The sequence below is a fragment of the Pseudomonas sp. FSL R10-1339 genome, assembly GCF_009600545.1.
Lineage (GTDB): Bacteria > Pseudomonadota > Gammaproteobacteria > Pseudomonadales > Pseudomonadaceae > Aquipseudomonas > Aquipseudomonas bubulae.
The window spans coordinates 1-14675 of record NZ_WIVQ01000006.1 but is presented as its reverse complement, the minus strand read 5'-3'; the positions used below and the strand labels follow the sequence as shown (position 1 = coordinate 14675).

Below are 14675 nucleotides of genomic sequence, written 5' to 3'. Positions count from 1 at the left end.
TCCGGGGTAAACCTGCGCTCAGTTCCAGCCACCGCCCAGCACTTTGTATAACGTCACGCGGTTGCTTTGTTCGGCCAGTCGCAGGGTGATCAGGTCTTGTTCGGCGCTGTACAGCGAACGCTGGGAAACCAGTGCTTCAAGAAAGCTTTGCGAACCACTGCGGTACAGTGCATCCGACAACTCGTAGCTTTTGCGACTGGCCTCGGTCAGCGCTTGCTGGGCGCTCAGGCGCTGGTCCAGGGTGCTGCGCACCGCCAGTGCATCGGCCACTTCCTTGAACGCAGTCTGCAAAGTCAGCTGGTAGGTCTGCGCCTGTATCTCGCGCTCCACTTTGGCTGAGTCCAGCGTAGCCCGATTACTGCCGGCGTCGAAGATCGGCAGGCTGATACTCGGCGCAAAGCTCCACGCGCCGCTGCCGGCCTTGAACAGGCTCGACAGGCTGGTGCTGGCTGACCCGGCACCGGCGGTCAGGGTGATGCTGGGGAAGAACGCCGCCCGCGCCGCGCCAATGTCGATGTTGGCTGACATCAAGGTATGTTCAGCGGCCAGTACGTCCGGGCGACGCTGCAACAAGGTGGACGGCAACTCGGCTGGCACTTGCACCAGCATCGCCGCCGATTCCAGGCTGTCGCCCGGCAGCAGGCTGGCCGGGATGTCGCTGCCCACCAGCAGACGCAACGCATTCTGATCTTGCAGCACCTGACTGGCGTATTCGGCCACATCGACCCGCGCCGATTCCACGGTGGTTTGCGCCTCAGAGACTGCCAGCCCCGATGAACCACCCAAACCATGGCTGCGCTGGGTCAGTTCGTAGGTGGACTGCTGGCTGGTCAGCGTCTCTTGTGCCAATTTCAGGCGCTCGTTGTCCGCCGCCAACGTCAGCCACGCGGTGCCCACTTCGGCGACCATGCTGATCTGAGTGCTGCGGCGGGTTTCGGTCAGCGCCAGATAGGATTGCAGCGCTTCGTCCTGAAGGTTTTTGACTCGCCCGAACACGTCCACTTCGTAGCTGCTCAACCCCAGTTCGGCACTGTAGCTGTGGCTGGTGCTGCTGTTGGCCCGACTGGAACTGCCACTGACGCTGGCGTCGATCCCCGGAAACGAGGCGGCACGCTGAATGCGGTATTGCGCCTGCGCTTTTTCGATATTCAGGCTGGCCACCCGCAGGTCGCGGTTATTGGCCAAGGCCAGGGTCTGCAACTGCGCCAGTCGCGGATCGGTGAAAAACTGCTGCCATTGAATGTCCGCCGCCACCTGCCCTTTGGGCGTAGCGGTGCCCGGCAGCCATTGCTCGGCCACCGGGGCTTGCGGGCGCTCGTACTCAGGCGCCAGATTGATGCAGCCGCCCAGCAGTGCGAAAACGGCCAGCAGCGGCCAACGAAAGTGACTCATGCTTCACCTGTACGGTCAGTGGTGGGGGTCGACACACGGCTGAAACGGCGGCGAATCAACACGAAGAACAGCGGCACAAAGAAGATTCCCAGCACCGTGGCGCTGAACATGCCGCCCAGCACGCCGGTGCCGATGGCTTGACGCCCGGCCGAACCTGCACCGGAACTCATGGCCAGCGGCAACACGCCAAACATAAAGGCCAGCGAGGTCATCAAAATCGGCCGCAGACGTTGCCGTACCGCGATCAGCGTGGCGTCGATCAAACTGTTGCCCTGCTCTTGCAGATGCTTGGCGAACTCGACGATCAGAATGGCGTTTTTCGCCGCCAGCCCCACGGTGGTCAACAGCCCCACCTGAAAGTACACGTCATTGCTCAAGCCGCTGAAGCGAGTGGCGAGCACCGCGCCCACCACGCCCAATGGCACCACCAGCATCACCGAAAACGGCACCGACCAGCTCTCGTACAGCGCCGCCAGGCACAGGAACACAAACAGTACCGAAATCGCATACAGCAACGGCGCTTGCGAGCCGGACAGACGCAGTTGATAGGACTGCCCCGTCCATTCGTAGCTGATGCCTTCAGGCAGTTGCTTGATGATCGACTCCACAGCGTCCATCGCCACCCCGGAACTCACGCCCGGTGCCGGATCACCCACCACTTCCAGCGACGAACTGCCGTTGTAGCGCTCCAGCAGCGGCGAACCCGAGGTCCATGAGCTGCTGGCGAACGAGGAGAACGGCACCATTTCGTCATTGCTGTTGCGCACAAACCAGTGATCAAGGTCGTCAGCCTGCATCCGCGACGACGCCTGCCCCTGCACATAGACCTTTTTCACCCGGCCCTGATTGAGGAAGTCATTGACGTAACTGCCGCCTAACGCCGTGGATAACGTGGTGTTGATATCGCTGGTGGTCAGGCTCAGCGCCCCGGCTTTGCGGTCATCAATCGTTACCTTGAGCTGCGGCGTGTCGTCCAGACCGTTGCTGCGCACGCCTTGCAGGCGCGGGTCCTGCCTGGCCAGTTCGATCAGTTGTTCACGCGCCGCCACCAGCGCTTCATGGCCCAGCCCGGCGACGTCCTTGAGTTGCAAATCAAACCCGGAGCTCTGTCCCAACCCGCGCACGGCTGGCGGCTGCATGACAAACACATCGGCATCGCCGATGCTCGACAGTGCCTGCGTGGCGCGCTGGGCGATCGACGCTGAATCCTGCCCGGCGCCGGTGCGCTCGCTCCAGTCCTTGAGACGGATAAACGCCCGCGCCGAGTTCTGACTGTTGCCGCCCATACCCATGCCGGAAATACTGATCATGGCCTCGACTTCCGGCTGTTGCAGGATATAGCTCTCGAACTGCTTGAGCACCGCCTGAGTGCGGTCATCGGTGGCGCCTACCGGCAATTGCATCTGCGCCATAAGGATGCCCTGATCTTCATCGGGCAAGAACGAGGTGGGCAGTTTGGTGTAACCCACCGCCATCGCGGCGACCACCAACACGTACACCATCAGGCTGCGGCCACTGCGCTGCAAAATCTTGCCGACTACCCGTTGATACGCCTGGGCGCCGCGCTCAAAGGTACGGTTGAACCAGCCGAAGAATCCGCTCTGCGGGCCGTGGCCCTTACCGTCAACCGGCTTGAGCAAGGTCGCACACAGGGCCGGGGTCAAGGTCATGGCCACCAGCACCGAGAGCACCATCGCCGACACAATCGTCACCGAAAACTGGCGGTAGATAATCCCGGTCGAACCGCTGAAAAACGCCATAGGAATAAACACCGCGCTCAGCACCAGAGCGATGCCGATCAAGGCGCTGGTGATTTCATCCATCGACTGGCGCGTCGCTTCCAGCGGCGACAAGCCCTTCTCGCTCATCACCCGTTCGACGTTTTCCACCACCACAATGGCGTCATCCACCAGCAAGCCAATGGCCAATACCATGGCAAACATGGTCAGGGTGTTGATCGAGTAACCAAACATCGCCAGCACGCCAAAGGTGCCCAGCAGCACCACCGGCACGGTGATGGCGGGGATCAGCGTGGCGCGAAAATTCTGCAGGAACAGGAACATGATCAGCACCACCAGCACGATGGCCTCGCCCAGAGACTTGACCACTTCTTCGATGGACAGGCTGACAAACGGCGTGGTGTCGTAGGCGATCACGTTTTTGAGCTGCATTTCGCTCGGGTAGTACGGTTCCAGTTCGGCGAGCTTGGCCTTGACCGCCTCACCGACTTCCAGCGCATTGGCGCCGGTGGCCAGTTGCACGCCCATGGCGGCGGACGGTTTGCCATTAAGGGCCGAGTTGACGTCATAGCTGTCACTGCCCAGCTCCACCGTGGCCACTTCGCCGAGCAACACCACGGCACCGGCGCTGTTGGACTTGACCACCACATTGCGAAATTCTTCGGCGGTTTGCAGCTTGCTGCGCGCGGTGATGGTGGCATTGAGTTGCTGGCTGGCCACGGCGGGCAAGGCGCCCAACTGCCCGGCCGACACTTCGGTGTTTTGCGCCTCCAGGGCGGTGGTCACGTCAGAAGGCATAAGGGAATATTTTTGCAGCAGCGCCGGGTCCAGCCAGATGCGCATGGCGTAGCCCGAGCCCATGGCTTTGACTTCACCGACGCCGTCGATGCGGCTGATGGAGTCGAGCAAGGTGCTGGAGATGTAATCGCCAATCTGCGTGCCGGTCACGCTCGGGTTATCCGAGGCCAGCGCGGCAATCATCAAGAAATCCGAGCCGCCCTTGGTCACGGTCAGGCCTTCGCTCTGCACCGAGCTGGGCAGGCGCGATTCCACTTGCTGGAGCTTGTTTTGCACCTGCATCTGCGCCACGTCGGGATCCGTGCCGGCCTCAAAGGTGAGGTTGATACTGGCGCTGCCCGCCGAACTGCTGGAGGCCGACATATAGGTCAGCTTGTCGATGCCGGTCATTTGCTGCTCGATCACCTGGGTCACCGAGTCCTCGACCGTTTTGGCCGATGCGCCGGTGTAGGTGGCGGCGATTTTCACCGTGGGCGGAGCAATATCAGGGTACTGCTCAAGGGGCAATTGGGTGATCGACAGCGCGCCCGCGAGCATGATCACGATGGCGATCACCCAGGCAAAAATCGGCCGATCAATAAAGAAGCGCGCCATGTTCAACCCTCCCGGGCAATTGCAGTGGGTGCCGCACGGGTCGGCAGCGAACGGGTTTCGCTGTTTTGCGCCAGCACCTCGTTGCCCACCCGGACTTTCTGCCCGCCCTCGACAATCACCTGATCACCGGCATTCAACCCGGAGGTGACCCACCATTGATTGCCCACGGCACGGTCAATGGTCAGCACGCGCTGTTCGACCTTGCCCTCGACCACCACCAGCACCGAGGTCACGCCGCAGGCGCTGCGGGTGACGGCTTTTTGCGGGATCAAAATCGCCCTGTCGTCGGTGGCCTGATCCAGCACGGCGCGTACATACATACCCGGCAATAACAGGTGATCGGGGTTGGGGAAGACAGCGCGCAGGGTCACGGTGCCGGTGCCTTCAGTGACGGTGACGCCGCTGAACTTGAGGCTGCCGGCGTGGTTGTAGGTGCTGCCGTCATCGAGTTTGAGCAACACCGGGGTTTCGCCCTGGCCATTGTTTTGCAGGGTGCCGCTGGCCAGGTCGCGTTTCAGGCGCAGCAACTCGCTGGTCGACTGGGTGACGTCGACATAGATCGGGTCCAGTTGCTGCACGGTGGTCAGCGCGGTGTCCTGGCTGGCCACCACCAAGGCGCCGGGGGTCACGGTGGAGGTTTCGATGCGGCCACTGAGCGGCGAACTGATGCGCGTGTAAGCCAGATTGATGCGCGCGGTTTCGACGTCGGCCAAGGCCACTTGCAGGTCGGCCTCGGCCGTTTGCAGGCTGACCTGCGCGTCTTCATTATCTTGCTGGCTGATGGCGTCTATTTTCGCCAGTTGCGCGTCGCGCCGGGCCGTGGCCTGAGCCGATTTGACGGTGGCGCGGGCCTTGGCGGCGGTGGCCTGCATCTGGGCAAAGGCGGCCTTGTACGGCGCCGCATCAATTTGATACAGCGCCTCGCCGGCCTTGACCTCGGCCCCTTCGACGAACAGGCGCTGCTGCACAATGCCGCTGACCTGAGGACGGATCTGCGCAACCATAAATGCCTGGGTGCGACCGGCCAGCTCGGCGGTCAATGCCTGACGCTGCGGTTGCACAGTGAGCACCGAAACCTTGGGTTTTTCGGCAACGGGCGCGGAATCACCGGCCGAGCATCCGCTCAACACAACGAGAACCAGCAAAGACACAATAACAGCGGCGGTTACCAGGGATTTGGTAAACAGTTTGATCGACATGGCGGCCTCTACAAGACAGTTGGCTGATGTCATGGTGCGAGGCAAATGTGCAGGAAAATTGAAGATTGCCCGCAAGCCTTGAATCTTCCCCGGCGCAGGGCCTAAATGAGCAGGCCATTTCGCCAGTAAGCCGAGCCGATGAAACTGAGTATCTCCACCAAGCTGTTTATCGCCGTCCTGGCCAGCGTGCTGTTCGTGATTCTGAGCATGGGCCTGGCCACGAGCTGGAGTTTCACCCGGGGCTTTCTCGGCTACCTCAATGAACAGGCGCTGGAGCGCATGGAATCCGTGCAGCCGCGTATGGTTAGCGCCTGGCAGCGCGAAGGCAGTTGGGATTTTTTGCGACACAATCCAGAGCGCTGGTTTCAACTTATGCGGCCAGACGCAGGGGATGAACCCAAACGCGGCGACCTTAAAAACCCGTTGCCCTCGGACCTGACCGGCGCGCTGTTTCGCATTGCCCTGCTCGACCAGGATAAAAAGCGCGTCACCGGCTACCCCTCCATCGGCGACGATGCTCTGCTGCGGCCAATTGAAGTCAATGGCAAAACCGTCGGCTGGCTGGCCGTGACCCCGTTCCAGAGCGTGACCGAGGCCGGTGGCGAGCGTTTCCAGCAATACCAGTTGCAAACCAGTCTGGGCATGGGCGTGCTCTCGCTGCTGCTGGCCATGCTGATTGCCTGGTGGATCGCCCGCACCCTGCTCGACCCGGTCAAGCGCGTGGCTGCGGCCACCCACAAACTGGCCACCGGGGAATACAGCAACCGGGTAGCCGTATCGTCCAACGACGAAGTCGGCCAACTGGCCCGCGACTTCAATCAACTGGCCTACACCCTTGAGCGCAACGAAAAAATGCGCCGCGAATTTATGGCCGATGTCTCCCACGAACTGCGCACGCCGTTGTCGATCCTGCGCGGCGAACTGGAGGCCATCGAGGACGGTGTACGCACCCTCGACCACAGTTCGATGAAGTCACTGCAAGGCGAAGTCGGCATGCTCAGCAAACTGGTGGACGACCTGTATGAGCTGTCACTGGCCGATGTCGGTGCCCTGACCTACCGCAAAAGCCAATGCGACCTCAACGACCTGCTGCAGACCTCGGTGGCCATGTATCAGGATCGCTGCAATGCGGCCGGCCTGCGGGTTGAGCTGCGCCTGCCATCCTGCGCCCTGCTGCTGGAAGCCGATGCCAAGCGCCTGCAACAGCTGTTCGGCAACCTGCTGGAAAACGCCGTGCGCTACACCGATGCCGGCGGCATGCTGCTGATCAGCGCCTCCATTGAAGATGAGCACATACTGGTCAGCTTTATGGACTCCGCCCCCGGCGTCGACCCGCAGCAACTGCCGCGGCTGTTCGAGCGCTTCTACCGCGGTGAAGCTTCGCGCAATCGCGCCAGTGGTGGCGCCGGCCTGGGACTGGCGATCTGTCACAGCATCGTACTGGCCCATGGCGGCAGCCTCACGGCCGACCACTCACCCCTGGGCGGCCTCTGGCTCAGCATGCGCTTGCCACGCAAGGTGTAAAGCATGGACACGATTCTGATCGTTGAAGATGAGCCTAAACTGGCCGCATTGATGCATGACTACCTGACCCTCGCCGGGTACGCCGTGCATTGCCTGGACAACGGCCTGGACGTGGTGCCGTGGGTACGCAGCCATGCGCCACGGCTAATCCTGCTGGACCTGATGCTGCCCGGTCGCGACGGCCTGGAAATCTGCAAGGAGCTGCGGGATTTCAGCGCAATCCCGGTCATCATGATCACCGCTCGGGTAGAAGAAGTGGACCGCCTGCTGGGGCTGGATCTGGGCGCTGACGACTATATCTGCAAGCCGTTCAGCCCGCGTGAAGTGGTGGCCCGGGTCAAGGCCATCCTGCGCCGCAGCCCGCAGTTCGAGCAGGTGGCCCGGGCCCGCCTGCAGATCGACGAAGCGCAGTATCGCGCCTCGTTCGATGGCGTGGCGCTGGACCTGACCCCGGTTGAACTGCGCCTGCTCAACACCTTCGCCCGCGCCCCGGGGCGGGTATTTTCCCGTGACCAGTTGCTGGACAAACTCTACTCCGACCATCGCGTGGTCACTGACCGCACGGTGGACAGCCATATCCGCAACCTGCGGCGCAAACTGGCCCAGGCCAGCCCCGGGCAAGACCCGATCCAGTCGTTGTATGGCGTGGGCTACAAGCTGGAGTTGTAATGCCAGCGCCCACAATAGAGCGACTCACCCGATCAGCGCTGACCACCGTGCTGACCACCGCCACCATGACCGCCACCACCGCCACCGCCGCCTGGCGGCATAAACATCCAGCAGCCTGACAAGGCCGATACCGCCACCGCTACAACCATCGCTTTAACAACAGACTTCAATTTCATGACCGAACGCTCATTTTCAACAGGGACAAAACGCCGCCCTTATACCAGTGCGAGCAAGGCTCGAAGCCAAGATTTACCCAACTTTACAGTCCTTGCACAACTGCCAAGCACCTGTAGCCGCTGTCGAGCGGAGCGAGGCTGCGACGAGCATCGGGTGATTGTCAGCTACCCATTGAATATTCTGTAAAGGAACCGGCCTCAGGGGCTATCGAGCAATCCGTCATTGGCGAGGGGTTCAGGATTGCCCCCCTCGCACTCCGGTTTCAATTGAAACTTTTCAACCCCAGATGCCCACGCAAGGTCGGGTGTTCATAGGCGCTGCGCAGGTAACCGCGGCGTTGCAGGATCGGCACCACCGATTCGGTGAACTCGGTGAAAGTGCCGGGCAGATAGGCAGGCGACACCACATAACCGTCACAGGCACCCAACTCCAGCCAGTCGATCAATTGCTGCGCCACGCTCTCTGCGGTCCCCGCCAATTGCGGCACGCGGATACTGGCGGCCATGATCGCACCGTACTCGCCAAGGGTGATGTCACGTTCCAGACGCAGTTTTTGCGCAATCACGTCGGGGGTGGCCGAGTGCCGGGCGATATCCAGCAGGCGGGTGTCCAGCGGGAATTGGGTAAAGTCGAAATTGGACTGGGTCGACAGGGTGATAACCCCCAGCTCAGGGTTGGCCAATGCATTGTGCTCATCGCGCTTTTTGATCGCTTCAGCTTCAGTGCCGCCAATAAATGGCATGACCGCCGTGAGGATTTTGCAGTCATCCGGGTTGCGGCCAATGGCGCGCATTTGCTGGTGGATATCCTGGCGGAATTCGAGCATGCGCTCTACCCGGCTGTTGATGCTGAAAATCACTTCAGCCCAGCGTGAACCAAACTGGCGACCCCGCCCCGAGGCTCCGGCCTGGATCAGCACCGGCTGGCCCTGTGGCACTCGCGGAATATTGAGCGGGCCTTCGCAGTCGAAGTAGGTGCCGCTGTGCTTGAAGGCATCGATCTTGCTCGGGTCGGCGAGGATGCCGCGCACCTTGTCCAGCACCAGCGCATCCGGCTGCCAGCTGTTCCACAGTTTGAGCACCAGTTCGACAAACTCATCGGCGCGGGCGTAGCGCTGATCGTGGGCCAGGTGCTGGGCATGGCCGAACAGACGCGCTTCGCTGTCGTTCATCGAGGTCACGATATTCCAGGCGCTGCGACCTCTGGAGATATGGTCCAGGGAGGCGATGGCCCGCGCCACATGGGGCGGTTGGTAGTAGGTGGTAGAGCGTGTCAGCCCCAGGCCAATATGCTTGGTGTGACCGGCCAGCAAGCTGAGAATCGGTAGCGGATCGAGCCGCGCCGCATCCTGCGCACCCAACTCGAAGGAACGCGCCCGGGATTGCCCGGCCTGATCGCCGACCGCCAGGCGATCAGCGAAAAACAACAGGTCAAAACAACCCTCTTCCAGGGTCTTGGCTATTTCGATGTAGTAGTCGGGGTCGAGAAAGTGGCTATGGGTTTGCGGGTGACGCCACACCGCGTGGCTATGTACCACGGGGCCCGAAAGCATAAACCCCGCCAGTGCCATTTGCTTGGCCATAAGGTTTTCCTTGGTTGTCAGAGTGCGCGGTCAAACATGGGAGTGACGTCGTACGGCTTTTTCAGCAGTTTGGCGTCGTATAGAAAGTCAGAAGTGGCCTGGGCTTCGCTGACAATGGTGGGCGAGATCGGCAACACGGTAATGGCGTCACGCTTGAACCAGGCCTTGGCGATTTCCGGGGAGGACTGGTTGGCCTTGGACCAGGCGGCAGCGTATTCATCAACATGGCTTTGGCTCCACTCCCGGGCGCGGGTCAGGCGCGCAACAAAGTCCTTGATGATCTCGCCCTTTTGCGCCAGCACCGGCTCATAGGCAACCACATAAGTCGGTGCGCTCATCAGCCCCTTGGCGTTGCGGATCAGGGTGCTGCCTTCTTTTTCCTGCAGCGACACATAGGGTTCCCACGTGCCGAAGGCATCGATATCGCCCTGGCTCAAGGCCATGCTGGCTTCCGCCGGCAACAGGAACTTGTAGTTCACGCTGTCACGTGGCACGCCTGCTTCATCCAGGGCCTTGAACATCATCTGCTGACTCCAGGAGCCGTTCCAGATCGCCACGGTCTTGCCTTTGAGGTCAGCCACCGAATGGATGCCCGGGCGGGCCACAATGCCGACACCGTTAAGGCTGGTCTGGGTGCTGGCCACGACTTTGACCGGGGCACCGTTGGCCGCCAGGCTGATCACCGGGGTATCGCCTACCACGCCAATATCCAGGGCGCCGCTGGCGACGGCCGAGGCTACCGGCGAACCGGTATTGAAGCGCTTGAAATCGATGGTATAGGGCAAATCTTTAAGCTCACCCGAGAGTTCGAGAACAATGCGGTTGGAGAAGAACTGATCGCCCACCACCAGGGTCTGCGGGGTAGCGGCGCAGGCGGGAGTGCCATGCAGCACCAGAGAGGCCAGACCCAACAGGCCGAACAATTTTTGACGTGTTGTCATTAAGAATTCCTACAGAGTTAACAGCTGAATCAACCATCTGTAGGCATGCAGTCTGGCTTTGAGAAAAGAGGCTTTTTGAGTCGCCAAGCGTGGCGTTTTTAGAAGCTAGCGCAATAAAGACATAAGCAACCAATACTTTTAAGGCATATCCATAGAACCCTGTCCGGGTATTTGGTTAGCTGTTTTTGGTATTAAGCATTTGACCAATCTAGTATTAGGGTGGCTTCACCAGACCACTGGGCCTAACCGTATTTACTTCACTCATTTCAGCGCCAGCGCGCCTTTGAGCGCAGGCCCGGCAAGGTCAGACTGCATGCCTAATCCACAACTTGATATCTGGGGCAGCGCCCCAAGCGCCCGTTACGAACAACTGGCCGCTCCCTTTCGCCCGCTGTTTGCCCAAATCGGCGCACAAGCCGCCGAAGCTGATGGTTCGCGCAGCCACCTGGGCAAGGTGATCCAGCAACTGAACGCCCTGGGCTTGCCGCGCTGGCGTCTGCCGACCAGCTATGGCGGTCAGGACGCCACGCTGGTTGAGTTGCTCGCCCTGTTGACCGAATTGTCCGCAGCCGACTCCAACATCACCCAGGCCTTGCGCGGGCATTTTGGGTTCTGCGAAGAAGTGCTGGTCTCGAAAAATCTCGACTGGCAGGCCCGCTGGCTGGACACACTCAGCCAGGGCGTTTTACTGTCGCCGGGCAGTACCGAGGTGGGCACGCAGACCCGTGGCGAATTCGAAACCCGCATCCACCGGGCTGAAGACGGCTCGCTGCGTATCAGCGGGAAAAAGTTCTACACCACCGGCGCCCTTTACAGTGACCTGATCAACACCATCGGCACCGGTGACGATGGCACGTTGTACAGCGTAGTGGTCGATCTCAAGGCCCCCGGCGTACAAATCATTGATGACTGGAACGGCTTTGGTCAGCGCCTGACTGCCAGCGGCACCTGCATCTTCGACAACGTGCGAGTGAACGATGAACCCCGCGCCACCGACCAGCGTTTTGCCTATGGCCAATCGTTCTTCCAGATCTACCACCTGAGCACCCTGGCCGGCATCGCCCGCCGCGCCGCCTTGAGTGGTGCCGACGAACTGCACAGCCGCTCCAGAACCTTCTCTACGGGCAATGCCGACAGCGCCGCGCAGGACGTGCAATTGCTGCAAGTGATTGGCGAGGTGGCCAGCCAGGCCTATGCAGCACAGGCCATTGCCCGGTACGCGGCGCAGCGCCTGGAAAGCACCGCGCAATACACCATTGCCAGTGAGCAGCCGCTGACCCATGAAGACCCGCAGGTAGCACTGGCCGAACTGGAAGTGTGCCTGGCGGTCAACCCCGTGGTAGACGCCACCCTGGCCGCGACTACGGCGCTGTTCGATGCCCTGGGCGCCAGTGCCACCGCCAGCAACAAGGCACTGGACCGCCTGTGGCGCAACGCCCGCACCCTGGCCAACCACAACCCCCGGGTCTACAAGTCACGCATTGTCGGCAACTACCTGGTCAACGGCCTGGTGCCCCCTTCGCAGTGGCGGGTGGGGGTGGCCAAGAGCTGACGTCAGCGTTTGTGCAGCTCAAGGGCAAGCCTGGGCAATACTCGCCAGCGCGGCCCTGAGCTCGCTACCGCCTTTAGCCACGACTCGCTGATTGCTAGTGGCCACCTGGAACTCTTTGGGGGTTGAATACACGCAAGTAACGGTGACAGTAGCGCTGCGGCCATTTTTGAAGACGACCTGCACATCCGAGTAGTTGGCAATGACACTTTCAGTTTGAAAAGTCGCTTTGATCGTGTTCGGGAGGGTAGCCAGCAGTGCCGAAACATCACGGGCCATTTCGGCCAGAAATTTGGCCTCCTGATGGGCCTGGTGTTGCCAGGCTTGAGGGGTTTGACCGCTTGAGCCACAGGCGCAGCTGTACGTCGCAAACATGCCATCGGTATGGTCGCAATACATCTTGTCGCACCAGCAATTCATGACAGAGCCATACGCACTGGCTTCGTTACCACAATTTGGGCATGTAATAGTGCTCATTCTTTTTCCTCTGTCTATGTGGCGCTCGGTTTTACTGTCACTGAGTACTTGCCGGGATCAAACCCTGACAACTTGCACGTTGTCATCAAACGACTGTCATGCGAAACAAATACGAAACTTTCACTGCAATAAAAGACCAATCTAACTAATACATCAGAAATTTCTCACAACCATCCTGAACTTATTGATCATCTATCACGCAAACCAATACAGGATGAAGTCGTTCTGGGACAACTACACCCCAGACCCCATGCAACGTACCGACACCTACGCCTCGCCGCTTGGCGCATAGCGGGTATCCGCGAACGATCAACCCAATGACCGCTCACCGGAAGCCCGTCGCGATCTGCCGGGCTTTTATGACCCATAAACAAATTGTTAATTGTCCAGAACCGTTGCCTCGCAGAACATGGCCGCCTGTCACGTCAATTCTGCACAAGGGAAACCTGCTCCATGCATAAGCACACGCGCGCACCGCAGCGCACTGCAATCCACCGTCTGAGCCTGCGCACGGCAGCGGCTGTCGCCATTACCCTGGCTGGCCTGAGCGGTGCCCAGGCCGCCACCTCCACTGCCGACACCATCAAGGCCTACAAATTGTGTACGGGTGCGGACAACGCCTCCCATGTTCTGCAAGGCCGTATCGACCAGAACATGCGCAACGACGTGACCGCCATCCATTTCAAGCAAAGCCCGGCGCATGCTTCCTATGACTGGCACAACGACCCGGAGCCGCAGTACGTCATCACGTTGTCGGGCACGCTGGCATTCGCGACCCGCAATGGCGAGAAATTCACCCTGCATCCGGGCGAAGTGCTGATCGCCGAAGACAACACCGGTACGGGGCATCGCTGGAGCATGGTCGATGACCAGCCCTGGCGCCGCGGCTACGTGGTGCTTAAACCCTCAGCCAAGGACTCGTTTATCCCCGACGATCCGGTTGCTGCCAAGGTGTGTAGCGGTTCGTAGCAGCGAGCGAAAGACTATTTGAAAAAATGGCTGGGGGTTTTGCCGAACTGCTTTTTGAACATGTTGGTGAACGCACTCGGACTTTCATACCCCAGTGAAAATGCCACATCGATAATCTTCTCCCTTCCAGATCGGCGGCAACGCCGGCAGCGCATTCGGCCCACTACTGGCTGCGGCCATCGTGATCCCTTATGGCCAGTGGCATGTCGCCAGATTTGGCCTGTTTGCCACCTTCGCCATCTTCGCCATCTTCGTGTTCAGTCTCGGAAAGTCATGGTGCATCCTTAGCAATCGAACAAGAGGATGCATTTTGGCAAGACGTCTTGATGGTTCAGCCCGAACAACGCCGCGAATTCGAGCCGAGCTCCAAGCGTCGAAAGAGTCGAATCGCCAGCTTGCGGCCCGTTACAGGCTGAACGTAAAAACCGTCGCCAAATGGCGCTCACGGTCAACAACCATGGACTCTCGTATGGGGCCTGCGCTGCCGCGAAGCGCAAAGCTGACATTGGCTGAAGAGGAGTTGGTGGTTGAGTTTCGTAGGCGGACCTTGCTGCCTTTGGACGACATGTTGGGACACCTTCATCAATGTCTTCCCCAGTTAAGTCGCAGCGCCTTGTATCGTTGCCTGGTGCGCCACGGTATCAGCCAGCTACCCAAGTCTACCAACGCGCCCAAACGCGGAAAATTCGCGCCGACTGAAATGGGTTACCTACATATCGACAGCTCTGAGCTGCGGCTGGAGAGCGGTAAATAACACATGTTCGTTGCCATCGACCGGGTGACCAAGTTCACCTATGTCGCGTTATTCAATGCGGCCACAAAACGCAACGGGACAATGTTTTAACGTCAGGCTATCGAAGCGTTTCCATACCAGATACAGACCGTCCTGACTGACAACGGTACAACATTTACCGAACAGTCGAGATATCGAAGCGGTGCCACCAACCGCTTTTGGGGACATGATTTTGATCGTGTTTGCTACGAGTACTGAATCGCCCCGGGTTTCCTAGACACTCTCCAGGCTCGCTGCGTAACGCTTTTCAAACTCTACCGGTGACAGCTGAT

At 60.1% G+C, this 14675-nt stretch carries 11 protein-coding genes and 3 pseudogenes; 6 read left to right on the top strand and 8 right to left on the bottom strand.

Going from position 1 to position 14675, the window contains the following annotated elements; genetic code table 11:
- Positions 1 to 18 precede the first annotated feature (18 nt).
- From GHO03_RS03655 to GHO03_RS03645, 3 genes are read right to left on the bottom strand one after another with little or no spacing between them, the layout of a single operon-like run.
- Positions 19 to 1392, bottom strand: a complete 1374-nt coding sequence (locus GHO03_RS03655) for an efflux transporter outer membrane subunit (protein WP_153399183.1) — start codon at positions 1390 to 1392, stop codon at positions 19 to 21.
- On the bottom strand, positions 1389 to 4523 hold the full coding sequence (locus GHO03_RS03650) for an efflux RND transporter permease subunit (RefSeq protein WP_153399181.1): 3135 nt from the start codon (positions 4521 to 4523) through the stop codon (positions 1389 to 1391). The genes GHO03_RS03655 and GHO03_RS03650 overlap by 4 nt, the downstream gene beginning before the upstream one ends.
- Positions 4524 to 4525: 2 nt before the next feature.
- Positions 4526 to 5722 carry an efflux RND transporter periplasmic adaptor subunit gene (locus GHO03_RS03645; RefSeq protein ID WP_153399179.1) on the bottom strand — a complete coding sequence of 399 codons (1197 nt, stop codon included), beginning with the start codon at positions 5720 to 5722 and terminating at the stop codon, positions 4526 to 4528.
- 138 nt (positions 5723 to 5860) lie between these two features.
- Here GHO03_RS03645 and baeS point away from each other — a divergent pair, with 138 nt between their 5' ends.
- Positions 5861 to 7246, top strand: a complete 1386-nt coding sequence (gene baeS / locus GHO03_RS03640; RefSeq protein WP_153399177.1) for a sensor histidine kinase efflux regulator BaeS — start codon at positions 5861 to 5863, stop codon at positions 7244 to 7246.
- A 3-nt stretch (positions 7247 to 7249) separates the two neighbouring features.
- Complete coding sequence (locus GHO03_RS03635) at positions 7250 to 7915, top strand: response regulator (protein WP_095001750.1); 666 nt, start codon at positions 7250 to 7252, stop codon at positions 7913 to 7915.
- Between the two features lie 32 nt (positions 7916 to 7947).
- Here the strand turns inward: GHO03_RS03635 and GHO03_RS25070 are convergent, their stop codons facing one another.
- The 3 genes from GHO03_RS25070 to GHO03_RS03625 all read right to left on the bottom strand — a co-directional run bounded on the left by GHO03_RS25070 (position 7948) and on the right by GHO03_RS03625 (position 10615).
- Positions 7948 to 8091 (bottom strand): hypothetical protein, encoded by a 144-nt coding sequence (locus GHO03_RS25070; protein ID WP_165446521.1) that lies wholly within the window; start codon positions 8089 to 8091, stop codon positions 7948 to 7950.
- Positions 8092 to 8354: 263 nt separating this feature from the next.
- Complete coding sequence (locus GHO03_RS03630) at positions 8355 to 9674, bottom strand: LLM class flavin-dependent oxidoreductase (protein WP_095019284.1); 1320 nt, start codon at positions 9672 to 9674, stop codon at positions 8355 to 8357.
- 17 nt (positions 9675 to 9691) lie between these two features.
- Positions 9692 to 10615 carry an ABC transporter substrate-binding protein gene (locus GHO03_RS03625; protein WP_138738466.1) on the bottom strand — a complete coding sequence of 308 codons (924 nt, stop codon included), beginning with the start codon at positions 10613 to 10615 and terminating at the stop codon, positions 9692 to 9694.
- Between the two features lie 313 nt (positions 10616 to 10928).
- Between GHO03_RS03625 and GHO03_RS03620 the strand changes: the two genes are divergently transcribed.
- Positions 10929 to 12167, top strand: coding sequence for an acyl-CoA dehydrogenase family protein (locus GHO03_RS03620; protein ID WP_153399175.1), 1239 nt, complete (start codon positions 10929 to 10931; stop codon positions 12165 to 12167).
- Positions 12168 to 12185: 18 nt separating this feature from the next.
- Here the strand turns inward: GHO03_RS03620 and GHO03_RS03615 are convergent, their stop codons facing one another.
- On the bottom strand, positions 12186 to 12584 hold the full coding sequence (locus GHO03_RS03615) for a hypothetical protein (RefSeq protein WP_153399173.1): 399 nt from the start codon (positions 12582 to 12584) through the stop codon (positions 12186 to 12188).
- Between the two features lie 510 nt (positions 12585 to 13094).
- Between GHO03_RS03615 and GHO03_RS03610 the strand changes: the two genes are divergently transcribed.
- Complete coding sequence (locus GHO03_RS03610) at positions 13095 to 13610, top strand: cupin domain-containing protein (protein WP_153399171.1); 516 nt, start codon at positions 13095 to 13097, stop codon at positions 13608 to 13610.
- A 14-nt stretch (positions 13611 to 13624) separates the two neighbouring features.
- On the opposite strand, the pseudogene GHO03_RS03605 reads toward GHO03_RS03610, so the two are convergent.
- A pseudogene (locus tag GHO03_RS03605) lies at positions 13625 to 13738 on the bottom strand (helix-turn-helix domain-containing protein); the annotation flags it as partial.
- Here GHO03_RS03605 and GHO03_RS25725 point away from each other — a divergent pair.
- Positions 13729 to 13872, top strand: a pseudogene (locus GHO03_RS25725) (MFS transporter); the annotation flags it as partial. The pseudogenes GHO03_RS03605 and GHO03_RS25725 overlap by 10 nt on opposite strands.
- Positions 13873 to 13920: 48 nt before the next feature.
- Positions 13921 to 14598, top strand: a pseudogene (locus tag GHO03_RS25485) (IS481 family transposase); the annotation flags it as partial.
- Positions 14599 to 14675: the final 77 nt, after the last annotated feature.

Coding starts and splice junctions, on each gene's coding strand:
- GHO03_RS03615 (WP_153399173.1), bottom strand. CDS start 12,584: ATGAATTGCTGGTGCGACAAGATGTATTGCGACCATACCGATGGCATG.
- GHO03_RS03635 (WP_095001750.1), top strand. CDS start 7,250: ATGGACACGATTCTGATCGTTGAAGATGAGCCTAAACTGGCCGCATTG.
- baeS (WP_153399177.1), top strand. CDS start 5,861: ATGAAACTGAGTATCTCCACCAAGCTGTTTATCGCCGTCCTGGCCAGC.
- GHO03_RS03650 (WP_153399181.1), bottom strand. CDS start 4,523: ATGGCGCGCTTCTTTATTGATCGGCCGATTTTTGCCTGGGTGATCGCC.
- GHO03_RS03630 (WP_095019284.1), bottom strand. CDS start 9,674: ATGGCCAAGCAAATGGCACTGGCGGGGTTTATGCTTTCGGGCCCCGTG.
- GHO03_RS03610 (WP_153399171.1), top strand. CDS start 13,095: ATGCATAAGCACACGCGCGCACCGCAGCGCACTGCAATCCACCGTCTG.
- GHO03_RS03620 (WP_153399175.1), top strand. CDS start 10,929: ATGCCTAATCCACAACTTGATATCTGGGGCAGCGCCCCAAGCGCCCGT.
- GHO03_RS03625 (WP_138738466.1), bottom strand. CDS start 10,615: ATGACAACACGTCAAAAATTGTTCGGCCTGTTGGGTCTGGCCTCTCTG.
- GHO03_RS25070 (WP_165446521.1), bottom strand. CDS start 8,091: ATGAAATTGAAGTCTGTTGTTAAAGCGATGGTTGTAGCGGTGGCGGTA.
- GHO03_RS03645 (WP_153399179.1), bottom strand. CDS start 5,722: ATGTCGATCAAACTGTTTACCAAATCCCTGGTAACCGCCGCTGTTATT.
- GHO03_RS03655 (WP_153399183.1), bottom strand. CDS start 1,392: ATGAGTCACTTTCGTTGGCCGCTGCTGGCCGTTTTCGCACTGCTGGGC.